The sequence below is a fragment of the Clostridium beijerinckii HUN142 genome, assembly GCF_000621745.1.
Lineage (GTDB): Bacteria > Bacillota > Clostridia > Clostridiales > Clostridiaceae > Clostridium > Clostridium beijerinckii_A.
The window spans coordinates 25,611-45,635 of record NZ_JHXK01000030.1; the positions used below are offsets into that span (position 1 = coordinate 25,611).

At 30.0% G+C, this 20,025-nt stretch carries 18 protein-coding genes, 1 other RNA gene and 2 riboswitches; of the genes, 14 read left to right on the top strand and 5 right to left on the bottom strand.

What is annotated here, in order from left to right:
- The first annotated feature begins 292 nt into the window (after window positions 1-292).
- The 7 genes from T483_RS0114000 (at window position 293) to T483_RS31620 (ending at window position 8,789) form a co-directional block, all read left to right on the top strand.
- A complete protein-coding gene (locus T483_RS0114000) occupies window positions 293-2,779 on the top strand; it encodes a CoA-disulfide reductase (RefSeq protein WP_026887429.1) in 2,487 nt (828 codons plus the stop codon).
- 240 nt (window positions 2,780-3,019) lie between these two features.
- Window positions 3,020-3,301 (top strand): SoxR reducing system RseC family protein, encoded by a 282-nt coding sequence (locus tag T483_RS0114005; protein ID WP_051560391.1) that lies wholly within the window; start codon window positions 3,020-3,022, stop codon window positions 3,299-3,301.
- A 127-nt stretch (window positions 3,302-3,428) separates the two neighbouring features.
- Window positions 3,429-4,829 carry a hypothetical protein gene (locus T483_RS0114010; RefSeq protein ID WP_196244877.1) on the top strand — a complete coding sequence of 467 codons (1,401 nt, stop codon included), beginning with the start codon at window positions 3,429-3,431 and terminating at the stop codon, window positions 4,827-4,829.
- 231 nt (window positions 4,830-5,060) lie between these two features.
- Window positions 5,061-5,672, top strand: coding sequence for an ECF transporter S component (locus tag T483_RS0114015; RefSeq protein ID WP_026887432.1), 612 nt, complete (start codon window positions 5,061-5,063; stop codon window positions 5,670-5,672).
- 247 nt (window positions 5,673-5,919) lie between these two features.
- A riboswitch (purine riboswitch) is annotated at window positions 5,920-6,024 on the top strand.
- Window positions 6,025-6,050: 26 nt separating this feature from the next.
- Window positions 6,051-7,445 carry an NAD(P)/FAD-dependent oxidoreductase gene (locus T483_RS0114020; RefSeq protein ID WP_026887433.1) on the top strand — a complete coding sequence of 465 codons (1,395 nt, stop codon included), beginning with the start codon at window positions 6,051-6,053 and terminating at the stop codon, window positions 7,443-7,445.
- A 544-nt stretch (window positions 7,446-7,989) separates the two neighbouring features.
- A riboswitch (cyclic di-GMP riboswitch) is annotated at window positions 7,990-8,073 on the top strand.
- Between the two features lie 126 nt (window positions 8,074-8,199).
- Window positions 8,200-8,403 carry a hypothetical protein gene (locus tag T483_RS0114025; protein ID WP_026887434.1) on the top strand — a complete coding sequence of 68 codons (204 nt, stop codon included), beginning with the start codon at window positions 8,200-8,202 and terminating at the stop codon, window positions 8,401-8,403.
- A 212-nt stretch (window positions 8,404-8,615) separates the two neighbouring features.
- Window positions 8,616-8,789: a hypothetical protein gene (locus T483_RS31620; protein WP_196244878.1), complete on the top strand. Its 174-nt coding sequence runs from the start codon at window positions 8,616-8,618 to the stop codon at window positions 8,787-8,789.
- Between the two features lie 201 nt (window positions 8,790-8,990).
- On the opposite strand, the gene T483_RS0114040 is transcribed toward T483_RS31620, so the two are convergent.
- Both T483_RS0114040 and bioB read right to left on the bottom strand, forming a co-directional pair.
- A complete protein-coding gene (locus T483_RS0114040; RefSeq protein WP_026887435.1) occupies window positions 8,991-9,539 on the bottom strand; it encodes a biotin transporter BioY in 549 nt (182 codons plus the stop codon).
- Window positions 9,540-9,574: 35 nt separating this feature from the next.
- Window positions 9,575-10,537, bottom strand: coding sequence for a biotin synthase BioB (bioB, locus tag T483_RS0114045; RefSeq protein ID WP_026887436.1), 963 nt, complete (start codon window positions 10,535-10,537; stop codon window positions 9,575-9,577).
- A gap of 297 nt (window positions 10,538-10,834) precedes the next feature.
- Here bioB and T483_RS0114050 point away from each other — a divergent pair, with 297 nt between their 5' ends.
- Together T483_RS0114050 and T483_RS0114055 are read left to right on the top strand one after the other, a co-directional pair.
- The gene (locus tag T483_RS0114050; RefSeq protein WP_026887437.1) at window positions 10,835-11,299 is read left to right on the top strand and encodes a hypothetical protein; all 465 of its coding nucleotides are present in this window, start codon (window positions 10,835-10,837) and stop codon (window positions 11,297-11,299) included.
- A gap of 291 nt (window positions 11,300-11,590) precedes the next feature.
- Window positions 11,591-12,271, top strand: a complete 681-nt coding sequence (locus T483_RS0114055) for an SIMPL domain-containing protein (protein WP_026887438.1) — start codon at window positions 11,591-11,593, stop codon at window positions 12,269-12,271.
- Window positions 12,272-12,408: 137 nt separating this feature from the next.
- On the opposite strand, the gene ssrS is transcribed toward T483_RS0114055, so the two are convergent.
- Window positions 12,409-12,601, bottom strand: a non-coding RNA gene (gene ssrS, locus T483_RS30500) — 6S RNA.
- Between the two features lie 377 nt (window positions 12,602-12,978).
- Here ssrS and murQ point away from each other — a divergent pair.
- The 5 genes from murQ (at window position 12,979) to T483_RS31025 (ending at window position 17,922) form a co-directional block, all read left to right on the top strand.
- On the top strand, window positions 12,979-13,899 hold the full coding sequence (gene murQ, locus T483_RS0114060; protein WP_431603154.1) for an N-acetylmuramic acid 6-phosphate etherase: 921 nt from the start codon (window positions 12,979-12,981) through the stop codon (window positions 13,897-13,899).
- Window positions 13,900-13,913: 14 nt separating this feature from the next.
- Window positions 13,914-15,278 (top strand): PTS transporter subunit EIIC, encoded by a 1,365-nt coding sequence (locus tag T483_RS0114065; RefSeq protein WP_026887440.1) that lies wholly within the window; start codon window positions 13,914-13,916, stop codon window positions 15,276-15,278.
- A gap of 151 nt (window positions 15,279-15,429) precedes the next feature.
- Window positions 15,430-16,503, top strand: coding sequence for a MupG family TIM beta-alpha barrel fold protein (locus T483_RS0114070; RefSeq protein WP_026887441.1), 1,074 nt, complete (start codon window positions 15,430-15,432; stop codon window positions 16,501-16,503).
- Window positions 16,504-16,541: 38 nt separating this feature from the next.
- Entirely contained in the window at window positions 16,542-17,393 is an 852-nt protein-coding gene (locus T483_RS0114075; protein ID WP_026887442.1) for a MurR/RpiR family transcriptional regulator, read from the top strand.
- Window positions 17,394-17,760: 367 nt separating this feature from the next.
- Entirely contained in the window at window positions 17,761-17,922 is a 162-nt protein-coding gene (locus T483_RS31025; protein ID WP_155268480.1) for a hypothetical protein, read from the top strand.
- A 119-nt stretch (window positions 17,923-18,041) separates the two neighbouring features.
- On the opposite strand, the gene aguB is transcribed toward T483_RS31025, so the two are convergent.
- Window positions 18,042-18,920 carry an N-carbamoylputrescine amidase gene (aguB, locus tag T483_RS0114085; protein ID WP_026887443.1) on the bottom strand — a complete coding sequence of 293 codons (879 nt, stop codon included), beginning with the start codon at window positions 18,918-18,920 and terminating at the stop codon, window positions 18,042-18,044.
- A gap of 22 nt (window positions 18,921-18,942) precedes the next feature.
- Window positions 18,943-19,986, bottom strand: coding sequence for an agmatine deiminase family protein (locus T483_RS0114090; protein ID WP_026887444.1), 1,044 nt, complete (start codon window positions 19,984-19,986; stop codon window positions 18,943-18,945).
- Between the last annotated feature and the right edge of the window lie 39 nt (window positions 19,987-20,025).

Genomic DNA, 20,025 nt, shown 5'->3' on the forward strand with positions numbered 1-20,025 from the left:
TTTAAACGTTAATAATTATAGATAAACAGCTTTTAATATGGATTTATGTAATACTTTACCGAAATTATATACGATTATTTTATTATAGCATTGATTGAAATTTATAATCTTTGTGATAAAGTCACAGAACATATCAGCTGTATTAGCTAAACTTAAATTAAAGAAATGCACTGTATTTATAAAAATATTAATATTATATTTTTATAGCGTTAGGCAAGTATAATGCTTAATTTTTATAAAAACAAGAATATGATTGAGCAATGTATTAATTTATAAAAAGGAGAGAGCTATTATGGTTAGAAAATTTGTTATTGTTGGTGGAGTTGCAGGGGGAGCATCAACTGCAGCTAGACTTAGAAGATTAGATGAAAATTCTGAAATCATTATGATAGAAAAAGGTCAATATATATCTTTTGCTAACTGTGGACTTCCATACTATATAGGAGAGGCTATTGATGAAAGAGGAAAATTAATAGTTCAAACTGTAGAAGAAATGAGCAGTAAGTTTAATTTAGATATAAGAAATTTAAATGAAGTTATTAGTATAGATAAGGAAAGCAAAAAAGTTAGAGTAAGAGATCTTAGAACAAAAGAAGAATATGACGAAACTTATGATATTTTAGTTTTATCTCCGGGAGCAGCACCAATTAAGCCACAAATACATGGAATATCTGAATGCAATAATTTATTTACTTTAAGAAATATACCGGATACAGATAAAATTAAATATTACGTAGATAATAAAAAACCAAAACATGCAACAGTAATAGGAGGAGGATTTATAGGTCTTGAAATGGTTGAAAACCTTCATGCAAGGGGTATAAATATTACTCTTGTAGAAGCAAGTGATCAAGTTATGGCTCCTCTTGATATAGAAATGGCAAGTATATTACATGAGCATCTAATAGATAAAAATGTTGAATTAATATTAAGTGATGGAGTATCTGAATTTAAAGATAACGGGAATAAAATCATACTTAGCAGCGGAAAAGAAATAATAACCGATATGATAATATTATCAATTGGAGTTAGGCCAGAAACAACAATTGCAAGGCAAGCTAATCTTAAATTAAATGAAAGAGGCGCTATTATAGTTGATAAATTTATGAAAACTTCAGATTCGAGCATCTATGCATTGGGAGATGCAGTAGAAGTCATAGATTTTGTAAATAAAAAACCAACAATGATTCCTTTAGCTTGGCCTGCGAACAGACAAGGTAGGATAGTAGCCGATAATATATGTGGAAAAAATGTTGAATATAAAGGTACCCTTGGATCAGCTGTTGCAAAGATATTTGATTATACGGTAGCTACAACAGGCAATAATGAAAAGCTATTAAAGAGGCTAGCTATAGAATATGAAACAACTCATATACACCCAGGTTCTCATGCTGGATATTACCCAGGATCTTTTCCTATATCATTAAAGATGTTGTTCGATCCAAAGTCAGGAAAAATATTTGGAGCACAAGGTGTGGGAATTGATGGCGTTGAGAAACGTATAGATGTCCTCGCAACAGCTATTAAAGGCAATCTTACAGTTTTTGATTTGCAAGATATTGAGCCGTGTTATGCACCTCCATATAATTCTGCAAAAGATCCAGTTAATATGCTTGGATATTATGCATCAAATATTATAGAAGGAATTACGAAAACAATTCAATGGAATGAAATTGATAGCTTAGATAAACAAAAATCATCAATTATAGATATAAGAGAAGAATTTGAATTAGTTACAGGTACTTTGAAAAATTCTATTTACATTCCTCTAGAAAAATTAAGAGATAGATTAAATGAAATCCCAAGAAACAAGGATATATATGTTACATGCCAAGTTGGTCTAAGAGGATATATTGCTTGCAGAATCCTTGAACAAAATGGAATAAAGTGTACAAATATAGATGGTGGAATGAAAACATATCTATATGTAAAGAGAGCTAAAGAAATGATTAGAAATCAGTTTAAAAAGAGTGAGAGAATTAATAATGAGGTAGCCGTAATGAGGGAAGAAAATATAGATTTGGGCAAAGTAAATGCTGATATTAAGCTGAATGCATGTGGCCTTCAATGTCCAGGACCAATAAAAAGAGTGTTTGAAGAAGTTAAGAAAATGGAAAGTGGAAGTGTTTTAGAAGTTAAAGCAAGTGACCCTGGATTTAGTAAGGATATAAAATCATGGTGCGACTCAACAGGAAATACATTGCTAAAATCAGAATTTGATAATAAAGAAAAAGCATTTGTAGCGTATATTCAAAAAGGAAAAGAGTTAGAATCAGTTGAAAAAACACTATCTCCAAAAACTGCCGAAAAAAATGGAGCTACTTTAGTAGTATTTAGCGGAGATTTAGATAAGGCAATAGCTTCGTTTATTATAGCTACAGGAGCAGCATCCATGGGGAAAGAAGTAACGATGTTCTTTACATTTTGGGGGCTAAATATATTAAAGGATCAAGATAAGCCTAGCATAACTAAAGATATTATGGGAAAAATGTTTGATACTATGCTCCCAGCACATGCTGGTAAATTACCATTATCACAAATGAACATGATGGGCATGGGACCTGTTATGATAAAGAAGATAATGAAAAAGCATAATGTTGATAGCTTAGAAAAATTAATAAGAAATGCTATAGATATGGGAGTTAAAGTGGTAGCGTGTTCTATGAGCATGGAGTTAATGGGTATTAAAAAAGAAGAATTTATTGATGGAGTTGAAATTGGTGGAGTTGCTTCATATTTAGGATCAACAGAAGGTTCTGGACTAAACTTATTTATTTAATTAATAATTGTTTGCAATATAAATATTTTATAGACTTGGTAATTAATAATTTCACCAAGTCTATTTTTTATTGTTTGTTTTTACAATGATTGGTGATAATATAAAATTATAGAAGACAAGTATCGGGATTAAAATATATAATTAGAATGGGATATATTTTAATCTAAAAATATTATCATGCAGGTAAAACAAGTTAATAAACGATTATACAAAGATATTAATATGAAAGCGAGGAATTTTATGAGAGATTTAGAAAATGGCTCAAATTTAAAGACAAAAAAGAAAAATACTAGTATGATACTAGCTGCGTTCATGATTTTCATTTTGCCAATAATATTGGTATTTGTAGGAGCTTTTATAGGTGGAATAATAGCTGAAAATATACAGTTGGCTTCTAAAGGAACTTTTAAAATAGTAGGTGGAGTAGTTGGCTTTTTGTTATCAGCTATAATAGTCAAGGTGTTTGATAAACATTCAAAAACAGATGAAAAGGCTGAGAAGATTTATTGGGATGATTTATAAATAACTGATATAAATAATAAGGAATTACTAAATAAAAAATATTTGTTGACAATTGTTTGATATATAGTAACTAAGCATATATTTCCCACATAATTTATAAGTATAAGAACTTTTATAGGAGAAATATATGATTAACTTAGTATTAACACCGCTTCACTATATTTATCTTATTTTTATTATTATAATTATATTGGCTATGGTGAAGAAGAAAGATATCTCTCTTTTATGTATACTAGGCATTTTTATTCTGGGATTGGCCGGAACAGAATCAATTTATAAATCTGTAATGGGAGTATTTAATAGTTTTGTTTATGCAGCAAAGGAATTGATGCCAACAATTTTTATAATATCAATAATAACAGCAATGAGTAATACATTAATGGACTCTGGAATAAATGATGAGATGGTGTCTCCTTTTAGAAAAGTGATTAAAAATTATTGGATTGCTTATTGGGTAATTGGAATTTTTATGATGGTTTTATCGTGGTTTTTCTGGCCATCTCCAGCAGTTGCACTTATAGGGGCGTTGTTTCTACCTATTGCTAAGAAAGCTGGACTTCCAGCTATGGGAGTAGCTATTTCAATGAATTTATTTGGGCATGGTATAGCTTTATCAAGCGACTATATAATTCAGGCAGCACCAAAGCTTACTGCTGATGCAGCAAGTATACCAGTTTCTGAGGTTATATCTGCAAGTATTCCACTTGAACTAACAATGGGAATAGTTACAACTGTGGCTGCATTTTATTTCCTTAGAAAGGAGATTAAATCAGGAGAGCTACCTAGTGAATATGAAGAAATAGAAAGTTCAACATCAATTTCAAGTCCTTCAATGCTTATTTCTTCAAGAAAAATAAGAAGGTTTTTAGCTTTATTAATTCTAGTATTATTTGCCTTAGATATTTTTATAATGTATATTGCTAAATTACAGGGTGGTGATGCAACAGCGCTTATTGGAGGTACTGCTATATTCATCTTGAGTTTAATTTCAATATTAGCTTACAAAGAAAAATCTTTAGATAAAATTACTGATAATCTTGTTAAAGGGCTCCAGTTCGGTTTCAAAATATTTGGGGTTGTTATACCTATAGCAGCATTTTTTTATTTAGGTGATTCAGCATTTATAGATATATTTGGGAAGATACTTCCAGATGGTTCAAATGGTATAGTTAATGACTTAGGTGCCGCACTTGCAAACAACGTTCCAATAAATTCAACTATTTCTGCTGGTACACTCACAGTAGTTGGCGCAATTACAGGATTAGATGGATCAGGATTTTCAGGAATATCTCTGGTAGGATCTATCTCTAAAATATTCTCAACCGCTTTGGGTGGTGGTGTAGCAACATTAACAGCTTTAGGACAAATTGCCGGAATATGGGTAGGTGGAGGAACCGTGATCCCATGGGCACTAATACCAGTAGCAGCGATTTGCGGTGTAGATGCATTTGAATTAGCTAAAAAGAACCTCAAACCGGTTGTTATAGGATTAATCATTACAACAATAGTTGCAATATTTATTATTTAACAATTGAGAAGTAAGCTAAATTCAATAAATATACTGTAATTAAAATAAAGAATTCTTATTATAAGACTCCGCTAATTTATGATTTAGGGGAGCCTTTATTTTTTATATAATAAAAAATGCAATATGAAATATAAATGGACCCATACAATTGCTAGAGAAATCTTATAGTGTTATAATAATCACAACATTTTCCTATGAAGATAGAATAATACAATAAGGGGGGACTATTATATGGAAAATAAGAATTCAAGAATTGTAAAAGTAATTCAGACAGGTGTCCTTGCGGCATTATGCTTTGTATCATTTACTTTTCTTTCAATAAAAATACCTGTTGGTGAGGATGCGGTTTCGCTACACATTGGAAATGCATTTTGTGTATTAGCAGCATTGCTTCTTGGGGGCTGGTATGGTGGATTGTCAGGGGCTATAGGTATGACAATTTCAGATCTACTGGATCCAACATATGCCATTGGAGCACCTAAGACCTTTATTTTAAAGCTATGTATTGGTTTAATAACTGGGTTAATTGCTCATAAATATGCAAAAATAGATGAAAGTAGTGATAAAAAGTATATAGCTAAATGGACTATTATTGCTGCAATTGGAGGATTAGCTTTTAATGTTGTTTTTGATCCTATTGCTGGATATTTTTATAAACAATATATTCTTGGACAGCCACAGCAAATGGCAGCAGTATTAGCAAAAGTAAGTGTATTTGCAACTTTTGTTAATGCGGTAGTATCAGTAATATTAGTAAGTATTATTTATAATGCTATAAGGCCTGTTTTATCAAAGTCTGGATTATTATTGCCAGTTGGAGAAAGAAAATCTATAGTAAAATAATAACTTTATTTTTGTATGTAAGAAACCATTAAAATCACAATTTATGATTTTGGTGGTTTTTACTAATTTAAAATACAATAAATTTTTATTTTTATAAGGCAATACGATCATATAGATGAGAGATTTATTCTTTGCGCTTAGGTTAATGTTCGTGTTTGTAAGAAAAAAAAGAAGAGAAAAATAATTTGTTATTGATTTTTATTAATATATGAGCTAAAATTACCTAGTAATAAGAACTATTTTTGAAAAAAAGTTAATAATATTCACTTATATAAATCTGATAATAAGGGTCGGATGTTTCTACCAAGCTACCGTAAATTGCTATAGGACTATAAGTGTCTACTTAAAAATTATATTTAATGTCAAGGAGAGATAAGAATGAATTATGATGTAATAATAGTAGGTGCTGGTCCAGCAGGAATATTTACTGCATATGAACTAAAGAAACAAAAACCTCAATCTAAAATCCTTTTAGTTGAATCAGGAAAGAGTATTGACAAGAGACATTGTCCAAAAGATAAAACTAAAAAGTGTGTATCATGCAAACCTTATTGTCATATTACTACTGGATTTTCTGGCGCAGGAGCGTTTTCAGATGGAAAGCTATCTTTAAGCTATGAAGTAGGTGGAGATCTACCTGAACTTGCAGGAGCTGATTTAATACAAGAATACATAGATTATACAGATTCAATTTATTTGGACTTTGGAGCAGATACTAAAGTTGAAGGTGTAGGAAATAATGAAGCAGTTAAAGAAATAAGAAGAAAAGCAATACAAGGTGGATTAAAATTAGTAGATTGTCCAATAAGACACTTAGGAACTGAAAAAGCTCAAGAGATATATTTGAAGATTCAAAAACATCTATTAAATGCTGGCGTTGAAATTAAATTTGATACAACAGTTAAAAATCTTTTGATAAGAAACAATGAAGTATCTGGGGTATTAATAACAGATTCATTAACTAGAAGTAATGACGAAGAAATGTTTTCAGATAAAGTAGTTGTAGCAACAGGTAGAAAAGGTGCTGATTGGTTAAAAGACATGTGTATTGAGCACAAGATAAATCATAGTGCAGGACCAGTTGATATAGGTGTTAGAGTTGAGCTCAGAAATGAAGTAATGGAAAGTGTAAATAATGTACTTTACGAATCTAAACTTATAGGGCATCCAGCGCCATTTAAAGATAAAGTTAGGACTTTCTGCCAAAATCCAGGCGGTTTTGTAAGTCAAGAGAATTATGATAATAATTTAGCAATAGTTAATGGTCACTCTTATAAAGATAAGAAATCTGATAATACAAACTTAGCAATTTTAAGTTCACATAATTTTTCGGCTCCTTTCAATGAACCAATTGAATATGGGCAGAAGGTTGCAGAACTTGTTAATATGTTGGGGAATGGAAAAATATTAGTTCAAAGATATGGCGATATATTAGATGGTAAGAGAACTTGGGAAAAGGAATTGTATGAATCAAACGTTAGACATACATTACCAGATGCAGAAGCAGGAGACTTAACATCAGCTATGCCATATAGAACTATGACAAATATTCTAAACTTTATACAAGCTATGGATACAGTAGTCCCAGGATTTGCAAGTAGAGAAACATTATTATATGGTCCAGAAATAAAATTCTACAGTAATAGAATTGATTTAGATAAAAATTTCGAAACTAATATAAAAGGCTTACATTGTTTAGGTGACTCAAGTGGCTGGACTAGGGGACTTATGATGGCATCAGCCATGGGTGTGATAATGGGTAGAAAACTTTAAAAATATTGAAAATACTAAGTTGTATTAATATCAAGTATTCATAAATACAGGGGATGATAACATCCATTAAACAGTATTCTACATAATTTTTTATGAAAATTATGAGGGATGCTGTTTTTTATAAAAGATATATTAATTTAAATGTTGTAGTTATTGGTAATAATCTAAAGTTAAGATTATAAATTGTATAAAGAAATATATGAGAATTATAAAATTAACAAGGGTAACTTATTACAATACGTAATAAGTTACCCATAAACGATTTTATATATAAGGATAAATAATTAATAAGGAATTATCTTATTTCCCTATTATATCTGATAATTATTACAAAATTATAACAAATATGTTAATTCAATATAAACATTATATTAAAATAAACTTAAATATGATATTTAAGGACAGTAAAAAAGTTTTTTATAAATTTAATAATTACCTTTAAAGATGTAATAAATATTGTAAGGTAATTATTGCATTTAATGTTGATTTTTCTTATATTATTGTTATAATATATACATAGAAAGACATAAAGTAACATAAATATACAAAGATTGGGAACTATGAAGAATTCTCTGTATTTGGGCATCTTGAGAATTTAGAGTTAATGATGCAACCCACCAATCAAAACTAATTAATTTTTTTAGTTAGTTTTGATTGGTTTTTTATATTTAGCAATTAAATATAATATAGCTAAAAGTAAATAATTGAAGCAGGTTGTTTTTTAAAAGTTAATATATATGAGAGGTGATATGCTATGAAGATACACAATGAAATCATGAAAGTTATAAATGATAATTTAGCAAAATGTTCTAAATTTGAATTTGTTGCGGAGTTAAGAGATCTAACTTTAGCAGATATGTATTATATTGAGAAAATATCGAGTATTGATAGTATAAAAGCGAAGTTCAATTATAAAATAATAAATAATACGTATATAAAAATTAACTATTCACGTTAATTAATACATAGGATGAGGAAAGATATGATAATAAACATTAGGATTAAATTAAGTAAAATAAAGAAAACAGAAGATGATAAAAATAAGGTAATTAAGAACTTTTCTTATCAAGGCGGTTTAATTAATAAGAATCGTAGACAGTAGAAATATTGTTTATGATTCTTATTTTTTTGTTATACTAATATAGTAGATTTGACGAGGAGAGTAATGGTATGAATAAAAAGGTATATGAATTATTAGAAGAGATAAAATTACATTCAGAGAAAATTAGTGATTGGGAACAAATGACAAATGTATTTGCTAATGCTATTAAAAGAAAAGGATTGAATAATGAAGAAGTTGAAGAGATAAGTGAGAGAATACTTAGAGAAGCTAGAAAGAAGTAGACGTGAAGTTGAATGATTTATAATAAAAAGGATTTTCTTTAATTTTTATAATTTAAGAAAATCCTTTTTAGTTAATATATGTTGTAGAAAGTTTAATTCATTAAAATTTATCTTAAACTATCGGATAATAGCTCAAATAGTTTGTTTGAGAATGAATTATACTATTTGGAACTTACATAATAGCGTTTGGAGTATTTTTAACTAGTATAATCCAGCACTTTTAATTCTTTTCCTAATTTGAGGTCCTGCTAGTGATGCAATTATCATCTTTGCAAGGTCACCAGGAATAAATGGAAGAACACCAATTGTTAGGGCTTTATTAAATGGTAGATGTACCACATATGCTAGCCATATTGTTCCCAAAGTGTAGGTTACTATTGTACCTATTAACATTCCTAAAAAACACATAAAAATTTTATTAGGAAATTTGTCAATGAATATTCCGCTTATAAATGCCATAAAAGCGAATCCAATTAGATATCCACCTGTTGGACCCGCTAATTTAGTAAATCCTCCAGAGAATCCTGCAAAAACGGGCAATCCTACTACACCTATGAGAAGATAAATAAGGTAACTAATCGTTCCTTCTTTTTTTCCAATTATATATATAGTAAGGTAAATTGCTAAATTTGTTAATGAAATTGGTACTATACCAATAGGGATTGAAAATGGCCCTGAGATACATAGAAAAGCACTCATTATTCCGATTATTGTCAACTGACGCGCGCTAGTTTTGTGTATATTTTCCATAGTTTTAAATCTCCCTTGTATATTATATTTTTTTTCTATAATTCTTTCTCAATTGTAAAACCTAGTGTTTGAAACATCATTTTGTCTTGACATGTATTATTGCCTACAGTAGTCAGCATGTCACCAGTTATTGTTGCATTGGCTCCAGAACGAAAAATTTCTATGCCACCATCTTCAAAATAAGTTCTTCCAGCGGCCATACGAATATAGGAGCTTGGATTTATGTAACGAAAAATTGCAATTGTTCTTAAGATATCGCCATTAGAAATCCTTTTTAGATTTTCTAATGGAGTACCTTTGATAGGCATTAATACATTTATTGGAATAGATACAACGCCAAGTTCTGATAAACTTATAGCCATGTCAATTCTATCATACCAAGTTTCACCCATTCCTATAATACCACCTGAACAAACTTTTAAACCTACATTTTGTGCTAGTTTAATTTCTTTAATTTTGTCCTCATATGAGTGAGTGGTACAAATATTATGAAAGTTTCTTTTGGAAGTTTCGATGTTCGCATGGTACATTGTGACTCCAGCTTCTTTTAAGCGGATAAATTGTTCTTCTTTTAAAAAGCCATGAGATGCACATAAGTTGATAGAACATTCCTTATGCATCATTTTGTATGCTTGTACAGCTTTGCCAAAATCACTTCCAACTAATGCTCTTCCAGCTGTAACAATGGAGTATCGGTGTACACCATTTGCTTCATTTTTTTTGCAATCTTCTAAAATTACATTAGGATCTAAAAAATCATATTCTTTAATTTCTGTTTTATGGTGAGTTGATTGAGCACAAAATTTACAGTTTTCGCTGCATCCTCCGCTACGACCATTTATAATTGTACAAAGGTCTACGTTTTCTCCGCATAGTGCTTTACGAATCTTATCAGCGCCATCACAAATCTTTTTTAGATCACAAGTTAATAAGAATTCTAAATCGTCACATCTAGTTAATCGTCTTCCATTAATAATTTCTTCTGCTAATTTCTCCATATAATTTTACCTCGCCCCAATTTATTAAATAATTTCAAGACAAGTATATAATTAATATTTAATATTGTCAACCATATATTAGAATATGGTTAACGATTTGAAATTATGCTTGAGTATATGAATAGAAATTAATGTATTAGCAAAATATTTTATAAACCTACACAATATAGAAAAGGAAATATATGGAACCAATAAAAATAAAGTTTATTTTAGTCAGAACAAATTTTTATATAGCAGAGTAATATAATATGTAGAGTATTCGAATAGGTTAAAATATGGTTATGAGCGGGTGCTAGAATGACTATTGATTTTGATAAAGTTATGTTTAATATAACACAAGGTTATTATAAATATATTGGTTCAGGCTCTGGTAGGAAAGTATTCGATTTAGGGAATGGATATGTTTTAAAAATAGCAAAAAATAAGGCTGGGATTGCACAAAATAAAGCTGAATGTAGAATTTCAGGCGATGACCACACTAAGTTATTTGCAAAAGTTATACAGGTTTCAAGTGACTTTAGTTTGCTTATAATGCAAAAAGCAAATAAGGTAAATGATATTTTATATGTATGGAAGTATTTTAATGTATCGAATAAGGATGAATTTTTAAAAACTCAGGAATTACAGGAAATAAAGAAACATTATAAGTTGTTATTAGGTGATTTTTGCAGGAAAAGCAGCTGGGGAATGATTGATGGAAAGCTAGTCATCATTGATTATGGTTTTACAAGGGAAGTTGTGGAAAAACATTATTCTTTTTAAGATATTGACTTGAGTAAATCATATTTTAAATGCATGATGTCGTTATGCCAAATAATAATATAAGATTTAATGATACAATAATTTTATAGTGAGACTTTATAGCTACGAACTTAAAAATATTAGAGAACATTTATATATTTGAGCATTAAATTTTAAATAAATTTAATGCTCTTTCTAATTATAAAGTTTATAATAAAAGAATTCTTAACATTGCTGTGTGTAGTTTAGAGACATTTCTGATGATGCATCATATTATGAATTAATGATTAATTTTTTGAAGGGAAAAATGGTATGCATACTTTAGGGCAGGGAGGTATCTATAGTCTAAATGATTTTAACAATGATCAATGCTCATCCAATAAGCTAAAAGTTATAGGAAAAGGAACGGTAAGTGTAAAACCAGATTTAGCAGAAGTAGTCCTTGGAGTTATAACTGAAGATTTACAATTGGAAGTTGCGCAGGAAGAAAATGCTAAAATAACTCAAGAAGTTATAAACAGTATAAGAGCATTGGGAGTGCCTCTTAAGAATATACAAACTGAAAATTATAATATAAGACCTAATTATGATTATATAAATGGAAAACAGGTCTTTAGAGGATATGAAGTAATAAATAATTTAAAAATTCTAATTAGTAATGTTAATAATGTAGGTTTAGTAATTGATACTGCAGTAAGCAATGGAGCAAATTCTTTAACTGGGATTATCTTTATTGTCTCAGATGAAACAAAGTATTATTATGAAGCATTGAGAAGAGCTATCCAAGATGCTCAAAATAAGGCAAGAATTGTAGCTGAGCAACTTAAAGTAAAGTTAAATATTATACCAATTCAAATAAATGAACAGAATGAGATTAATAGTACACCACTAGTAATGACTCTTAAGTCTACTAGTAATACTACCCCTATTGAAGCCGGAGAAAATATGATAAATGCAGATATAGAGGCTATATTCACATATGTAGCACAGTAAAAATAGTTCATGAAGAATAGTTATAATAATCACAAGAAAAGATATTGATAGTTAATTTGAAATTTTAAACATTTATTTCAGTTTAGAAAAATAAAAAGCCAATGCTTAATATTAAGCATTGGCATAGAATGTCCTATATAATATCCAAAATACCGGTACTCTAATTTTGACCCCTATCCTTCGATAGGTGGGTGATCTCACAGATGATTCAATCGCCTTCAAAGCCGTAAAAGGACTCATATGAAAGTACATTTCCCCATCTAAATAATTGAACTCCCGTAGTTTAAGTGTAGGTTCAAAATAAGAGCTTAACGAATATCCCAGAATTTATAATCAATATATTAACCTGCTTGAACAACTTAATATCATTTGCTCTTAGGCCGTGAAGATATAATAACATATTTAAATTTCTTATGCAAGAGATTTTTATGATAATTTAGATTAATGTTTATAGTTAATTTGTAACACTATAGATACAAGGAATTGAAGTAGTTCTTATTAAAACAATCTGGAATTAACATAATTACGTCTTACTAAAAAGACAATTAAATCTATATGACTTTAAGAGAGAAGTTGATACATTCAAATAGGAAATAAGAAACAAAGTGATATATTTGTTTAAATATATTGAAACAAAATTTCAAAAGTGCTATCATATATGTATCGAGTGAAAACGTAGTCAAAATTAAATGTTTTATATGGAGGCGATGATTGTGGAGAGTTTAAATTTAAAAAATCTAACCACTGAAAGTAGAAATGAAACGACAATAAATATAGATAAAGTATCAACGTTAGAAATGGTAAAAATCATGAATGATGAGGATAAAAAGGTAGCAAACGCTGTAGAAAAAGAGCTTCCTAAAATAGCAAGAGCTATAGATATGATAGCCGAAAGAATTCATAGAGGAGGAAGATTAATTTATATAGGTGCAGGAACATCAGGAAGACTTGGTGTATTGGATGCTTCAGAATGCCCACCAACATATGGAGTTTCGGAAGAATTAGTACAAGGAATTATAGCTGGGGGAAAAGAAGCAATATTTAGAGCAAAAGAGGGAGCAGAGGATTCAGAAGAATTAGCAGTGGAAGATTTAAAGAGTAAAAATATAACAGAGAATGATACAATAATAGGACTTGCAGCATCTGGAAGAACCCCTTATGTTATAGGAGGATTAAGGTATGCTGATCAAATTGGTGCATTAACAGTTTCAGTGACTTGTAACGAAAATTCAGATGTTGCAAAGGAAGCTTATATTTCGATTGCACCAGTGGTTGGCCCGGAAGTTGTAACAGGTTCAACAAGACTAAAGTCTGGGACAGCTCAAAAGCTAGTATTAAATATGATATCAACTGGTGTCATGATTAAGCTTGGAAAAGTATATGGAAATCTAATGGTAGATTTAAGAGCTACAAATGAAAAGCTAATTGAAAGAGCTAAAGGAATAGTTTGTAAAGCAACGGGTATAAACATGGAAGAGGCCACAGAAGCACTAAATAAAACAGATTACGATGTCAAACTAGCAATATTTATGATACTTTCAAAGCTAAATAAAGATGAGGCGAGAATTAAATTAGATAAAAATAAAGGTTATATAGCTAAAGCGTTACAAGAAATAGATAATAAGTAAAGGAGAGGGGATTTATGACAAATAAAGACATTGCTATAAAATTAGTAGAATTAGTTGGAGGTAAAGATAACGTAAAATCAGTTACTAATTGTATGACGCGTTGTAGATTTGAATTAAATAACTTTTCAAAAGCTAATATAGAAGAAATTAAGAAGTCAGAAGGAGTTCTTGGGATAGTTGAGACTAAAGAACAACTACAAGTTATTTATGGGCCAGGAAAGGTAAATAAAGTAACTGAAGAAGTAAAGAAAGTTGTAGGAACAAAGGTAGTAGCCATAGGAGAAGATGCAGTAGCTAAAACAAAGGCTAAATTGAAAGAAAAAAATGATACTAAGTTTAAAAATATTCTTAAAAAACTAGGAAATGTTTTCATTCCTTTAATTCCTTTATTTGTGGCTTGTGGCCTTGTGCTTGCAATAAATAATATTGCAGGAGTGTATTTCAAAGATGCTTATACAAAAACAACAGCCGCTCAAATTATAGGGCTTATAGGGAATGGAGTATTTGCTATACTATCAGTTTTAGTTGGTGTAAATGCAGCAAAAGAGTTTGGGTCACAAATGCCAATGTTAGGTGGAGTATTAGGCGGAATTCTTTCATCAGCAACTCTTGCAAATATCACTCTTTTTGGACAAAAATTAACTCCGGGCCGTGGTGGAGTTATATCTGTAATATTAGTAGTAGTGTTAGCTTGTTTTATTGAAAAAGCATGCAGAAAAGTTGTACCAGACGTATTAGATTTGTTTGTTACGCCATTAGTTACGCTTTCTGTTTCAGCGTTAGCAGCATTATTTATTCTTCAACCAATTGGAGGAGCTATTTCAGATAGTATAGGGTTTTTAGTCGCAAAAACAATAGCATCAGACAATACTTTTATAGCAGTCATATCAGGAGCAGTATCGGGAGGTCTATTCTTGCCGTTAGTTATGACAGGAATGCATCAGGCATTAACTCCAATACATGCAGATTTAATAGCTAATGTTGGGTATACTGTATTATTACCTATACTAGCAACAGCAGGAATGGCACAGGTAGGAGCAACTATAGCTGTACTAAGAAAAACAAAAAATGAAAGATTAAAGAAAATCGCTAAGAATGGATTAGTACCAGGATTTTTAGGAATAGGAGAACCGTTAATATATGGAATAACTTTACCTCTTGGGAAACCTTTCGTTGGAGCTTGTTTAGGAGCAGCAGTAGGTGGTGAGGCAATGGCGATATTCAAAGTAGGAGCAGTTGCCATGGGTGTATCAGGACTACCTTTAGCATTATTAATTGCAAATGGGAAAATAGGAGTGTTCTTAATAGGAGTATTGGTTTCATATGCAAGTGGATACCTATTTACTAATATTTTAGGTTTTGATGACCCAATTGAATAAAATTTTAAGAGACCCGCAAGGGTCTTTTTGGTTAATCAATCAGAGTATAGAATTATAATAATTATACCGATTATTATAATCTCAATCTTATTCTTATATATGGATGCAAATTTTATTTAATCTCATATAAATTTATCAAAGGAGTATCATTATGAATTATGGATTTTCTGCTTATTTTGGACTGGATAATACTAAAGAAGAAAATATAAAATTGTTAAAGGATGCACATAATCTTAATATTACAAGGATATTCACATCCCTTCATATACCAGAGGCAAATTATGATGTTTTAAAGTTGGAAGTAATAGAATTCTTTAAGTTAGCAAAAGAATATAATATGGATATAATAAGTGATATCTCACCTAATACTTTTAGATTTTTAGAATTGGGAAATATGGATTTAAAAGGATTGGGTAATATGGGGGTTAAGACTATTAGAATAGATTTTGGATATACCGAAGAAGAAATAGCGAGAATGAGTAAAAATCCTTATGGAATTAAAATCCAATTAAATGCATCAACAATTACTAAGAGATTTTTTGAGAGATTAGATAATTATTTACCACACTATGAGAATATAGATGCACTTCACAATTTTTATCCAAGGGTGGGAACTGGAATTTCTGAAAAATGTATGAAAGAAAAAAATTCTATTTTGAGTGAGCGAGGAATTAAAGTCTCTGCTTTTGTGCAATCGAATAATAGAAGAAGAGCACCTCTAAAAGATGGATTGCCAACATTAGAAGATCATAGAGGGAAAAATGTAAGAGAAGCTGCTAACCATTTATTTGCATTAGGAAATCAATGCGTTTTCATTGGAGATTCTCTTCCAAGTAAAAAAGAACTAGAAGATTTATCATCATTAGATCCTAATGCAGTTGAGCTACTAATAGAGTTAAAAGATTATAATGAGATAACTTTAAAATTGCTAAAAGAAACTTATACCCAAAGAATAGATGAGGCTAGAGATGCAATAAGAGCAGCTGAAAGCAGATTGCTTATTAATGGAGAAATTATAAAACCATTTAATACAATAGATAAGAATTTTGGTGATGTTACATTGGATAATGTAAATTATATGAGATATATGGGAGAACTACAAATTCTTAAAACAGATCAAAAAGCTGATATTAGAACAAATGTCATAGCTTCAGTTGCGAAAAATTACTTATATTTATTGAAATATATAGATGGTGGTAAAAGATTTTATTTTAATATAAAATAATTGTAAGAGGAAAAACAAGTACGATAAGGTGTGAGATCATGAATGTATTACAGTATATTAAGCAAAATTATGATAGCTTTACAGATAGAGAAAAATCAATAGCAGATTATTTATTAGAAACTAAAGATCGGATTATATCAATGTCTGCAAGAGATATAGCCGAGGCGACCAAAACTTCAGCTCCAACAGTAGTTAGATTTGCTAAAAAAATAGGCTTTAATACTTTAAACGAATTGAAGCTTAAATTATCTATTAATATTAGTAAAGAAGATGAAGCAGGATCTATACAGTTTCAATATTTAGACAATGATTTGGGGACAAAAAATATTATCTATGGAATTAAAAAATCAATAGATTCAATTATGGAGCAAACGGTTAGTTTACTAGATGAAGAATGTTTAGATAAGGCAATAGAACTACTTATAAATGCTAAAAATATTTATATTTTTAGTGTAGGAGTATCAGGGCTTGTTGGTCAGGACTTTTACTATAAACTAAGCAGGATGAATAAGAGATGCATATGTAATACAGATACGCACCTTCAAATAACTTCATCTGTATTATTAGAAGATGGAGATGTGGCTCTAGCAATATCATATTCAGGAGAGACTAAGGAAGTCATTAAGTGTGTAAAAAATGCAAGGCATAGAAAAGTTCCAGTTATAGCAATAACAAAGGCTAGTGTAAATAATACTATAGCTGATATTTCTGATATAGTGATTCGTATACCAGCTGTAGAAAAATCCATAAGAGAGGGCGCGATTAGTTCGAGAATTTCTCAATTAGCAGTAATAGATATGCTATTTATTGGAATGATTAGAAATAACATAAAAGAAGTAGAAGAAAAATTAATTTCTACAAGAAAGGCTGTTAAAGAACTACAACAGTGATTGTTATATAAAAGTTATTGAAAGGGTTAATACTGGCTATGCAGAAATTATAGAGAAGATATAAACTCTGCATTCTGATGAAGTAAACTATTATTAGAATAGTTAAGAATAGAATCCATAATAATCTAAAGAGTAAATAGGGAAAATTGAAGCTCTTATGGGTAAAAATTGGATTAGATTAGTGAAAAGAAAGGAAGTTATAAATTTAAAAATTAAAACATATTTACATTTAAAAGTGAAAAAGTATTTAAATTTAACAATTTAAAAAGGTATAAAGAAAACAATTTAAGAATATAACAATTTATAGGAAAAATCAGGGATATAGAGCATTTATATCAAAGAATAAATTGCAAAACAGCAATTTCTAATGCAGAATAAAAGGCTATGGAATGTAATAAGTAAGAAGATGCGTGGCAAATATCTTCTAAAAGATGTTAATAAAAAGGAAAAGATAGCGGAGAAGGAGAATTATAAATATCATAAGAGTAAAATAAAAGCTATGGCTATAAGATTAGTTGATATCTTATAATCATAGCTTTTGACTAATGAATTTTTAAAAATATTTACAGAGAGTTAAAATACTTTAAAAGGTATTTAACACTTATTATTTTTTTCAAAAATTTTAATATTTAATAATGAAAATAGTAGCTATTTAATTATTAAATCTCCATCATATGATGTAATTATTTTATATAAATCAGGGCGACGATCTCTGAATATTCCCCATTCAATACGTTGTGTCTCCAATTGATCTAAATCAAATTCAGAAACTAATACTGTTTCTTCTGTACGATTAGCTTCAACAATTTTATTTCCTTGAGGACCTGCTATAAAAGAAGAACCATAAAATGTTATTTTAGAATCTTCATCTTCTTCAACTCCAACACGGTTTGATGCAATTACAGGAACTAAATTTGCAGCAGCATGACCTAACATGCAAGCCTGCCAATGGTCTTTTGAATCAATAGAACCGTCTTGTGGCTCAGAGCCAATAGCAGTAGGATAGAATATCATTTCAGCTCCCATTAAAGTCATGCATCTAGCAGCCTCAGGATACCATTGGTCCCAACAGATACCTACACCTATTTTTCCGTAGCGTGTATTCCATACTTTAAATCCGGTATCTCCAGGATTAAAGTAGAATTTTTCTTCATATCCAGGACCATCAGGAATGTGACTCTTTCTGTAAGTTCCAAGTATTTCACCATTAGCATCGATTATCGCTATAGCATTATATCTAGCATAATTCTTCTTTTCATAGAAGCTGATTGGTAACACTACCTTAAGCTCTTTAGCAATTTCTTTAAAATGATTTATTGCTTTATTTTGTGCTACTTCGGTAGCATATACGTAGTAATCAGACTTCTCTTTTTGACAAAAATATGGAGTTTCAAATAATTCTTGAAGTAGAATAATTTGAGCACCTTTTCCAGCTGCTTCTCTTACGAATTTTTCTGCTTTAGAAATATTTTCATCAATATTACAAGAACAGCTCATTTGTGTAGCTGCAACTTTAACTTTTCTCATGTTATCACCTCATCTTATTTTTCTATAGTACTTTTAGGTTTCTTGGAAATGGCATTTGTTGAGTTGTGCAATGTACATTACCGCCTTCTTTAATAACAGCCATTCCATCTACAGTTCTTATTCTTCTTTTTGGGAAAGTTAAACTTAATACCTTCTCAGCCATTTTGTCTGCTTCTGATGCATTTCCAGCAAAAGTTGGTAAGATAATACCATCATTAACAAAATAAAAGTTTAGATAACTTAGAGTTAGCCTTTCTCCTTTGTATTCAGCTCTAGGTGGTTGAGTGATTGGAATAATTTCAAACTTTCTACCTTTTGCATCTGTAGAATTTTTTAGGATTTCAATATTTTCTAAAGTAATTCTGTAATTTGCATCATTTTGGTCATCGCAAGTTTGAATAATTATTTTAGCAGGTTCAGCAAAGCAGGCTATATTATCAACATGGCCGTCAGTTTCATCGCCATCAAGTCCATTCTTAAGCCAGATAATTTTTTCTATATTTAAGTATTGTTTTAAGTATGTTTCAATTTGTTCTCTGGTAAGGTCTGGGTTTCTATTAGGATTTAGCAAACATTCTTCAGTAGTAATTAATGTTCCTTCACCATCAGTATGAAGAGAACCACCTTCCATAATTAAAGGAGCATCGAATCTTCTAATATTATAATGCTCTAAAATTTGTGGAGCTACTTTATCATCTAAATCCCATGGAGCATATTTTTCACCCCAGGCATTAAATTTCCAATTTACACCTGCCCTATTTCCGTCGTCATCAATTATGAATGTAGGTCCATTATCTCTAAGCCATGCATCACTATGTTCAATAGGGAGTAATTCTATATTAGACTCACTAAAAAGTTTTTTTACATTATCCAATTCATCTGGATTAACAATTACTGAAACTGGCTCAAATTCAGCAATTGCTTGAATATATTCTGCATATCCAGCACAAACATCTTCATAGTTATCTGGATGACACATTGAATCTTTCACTGGCCAAGATATGAATGTACGCTCATGAGCAGTCCATTCAGCAGGCATTTTATAATTAAAATCTTTTGGATACATACAATACCTCTTTTTCATGCTTATATTTTATATTTTTAA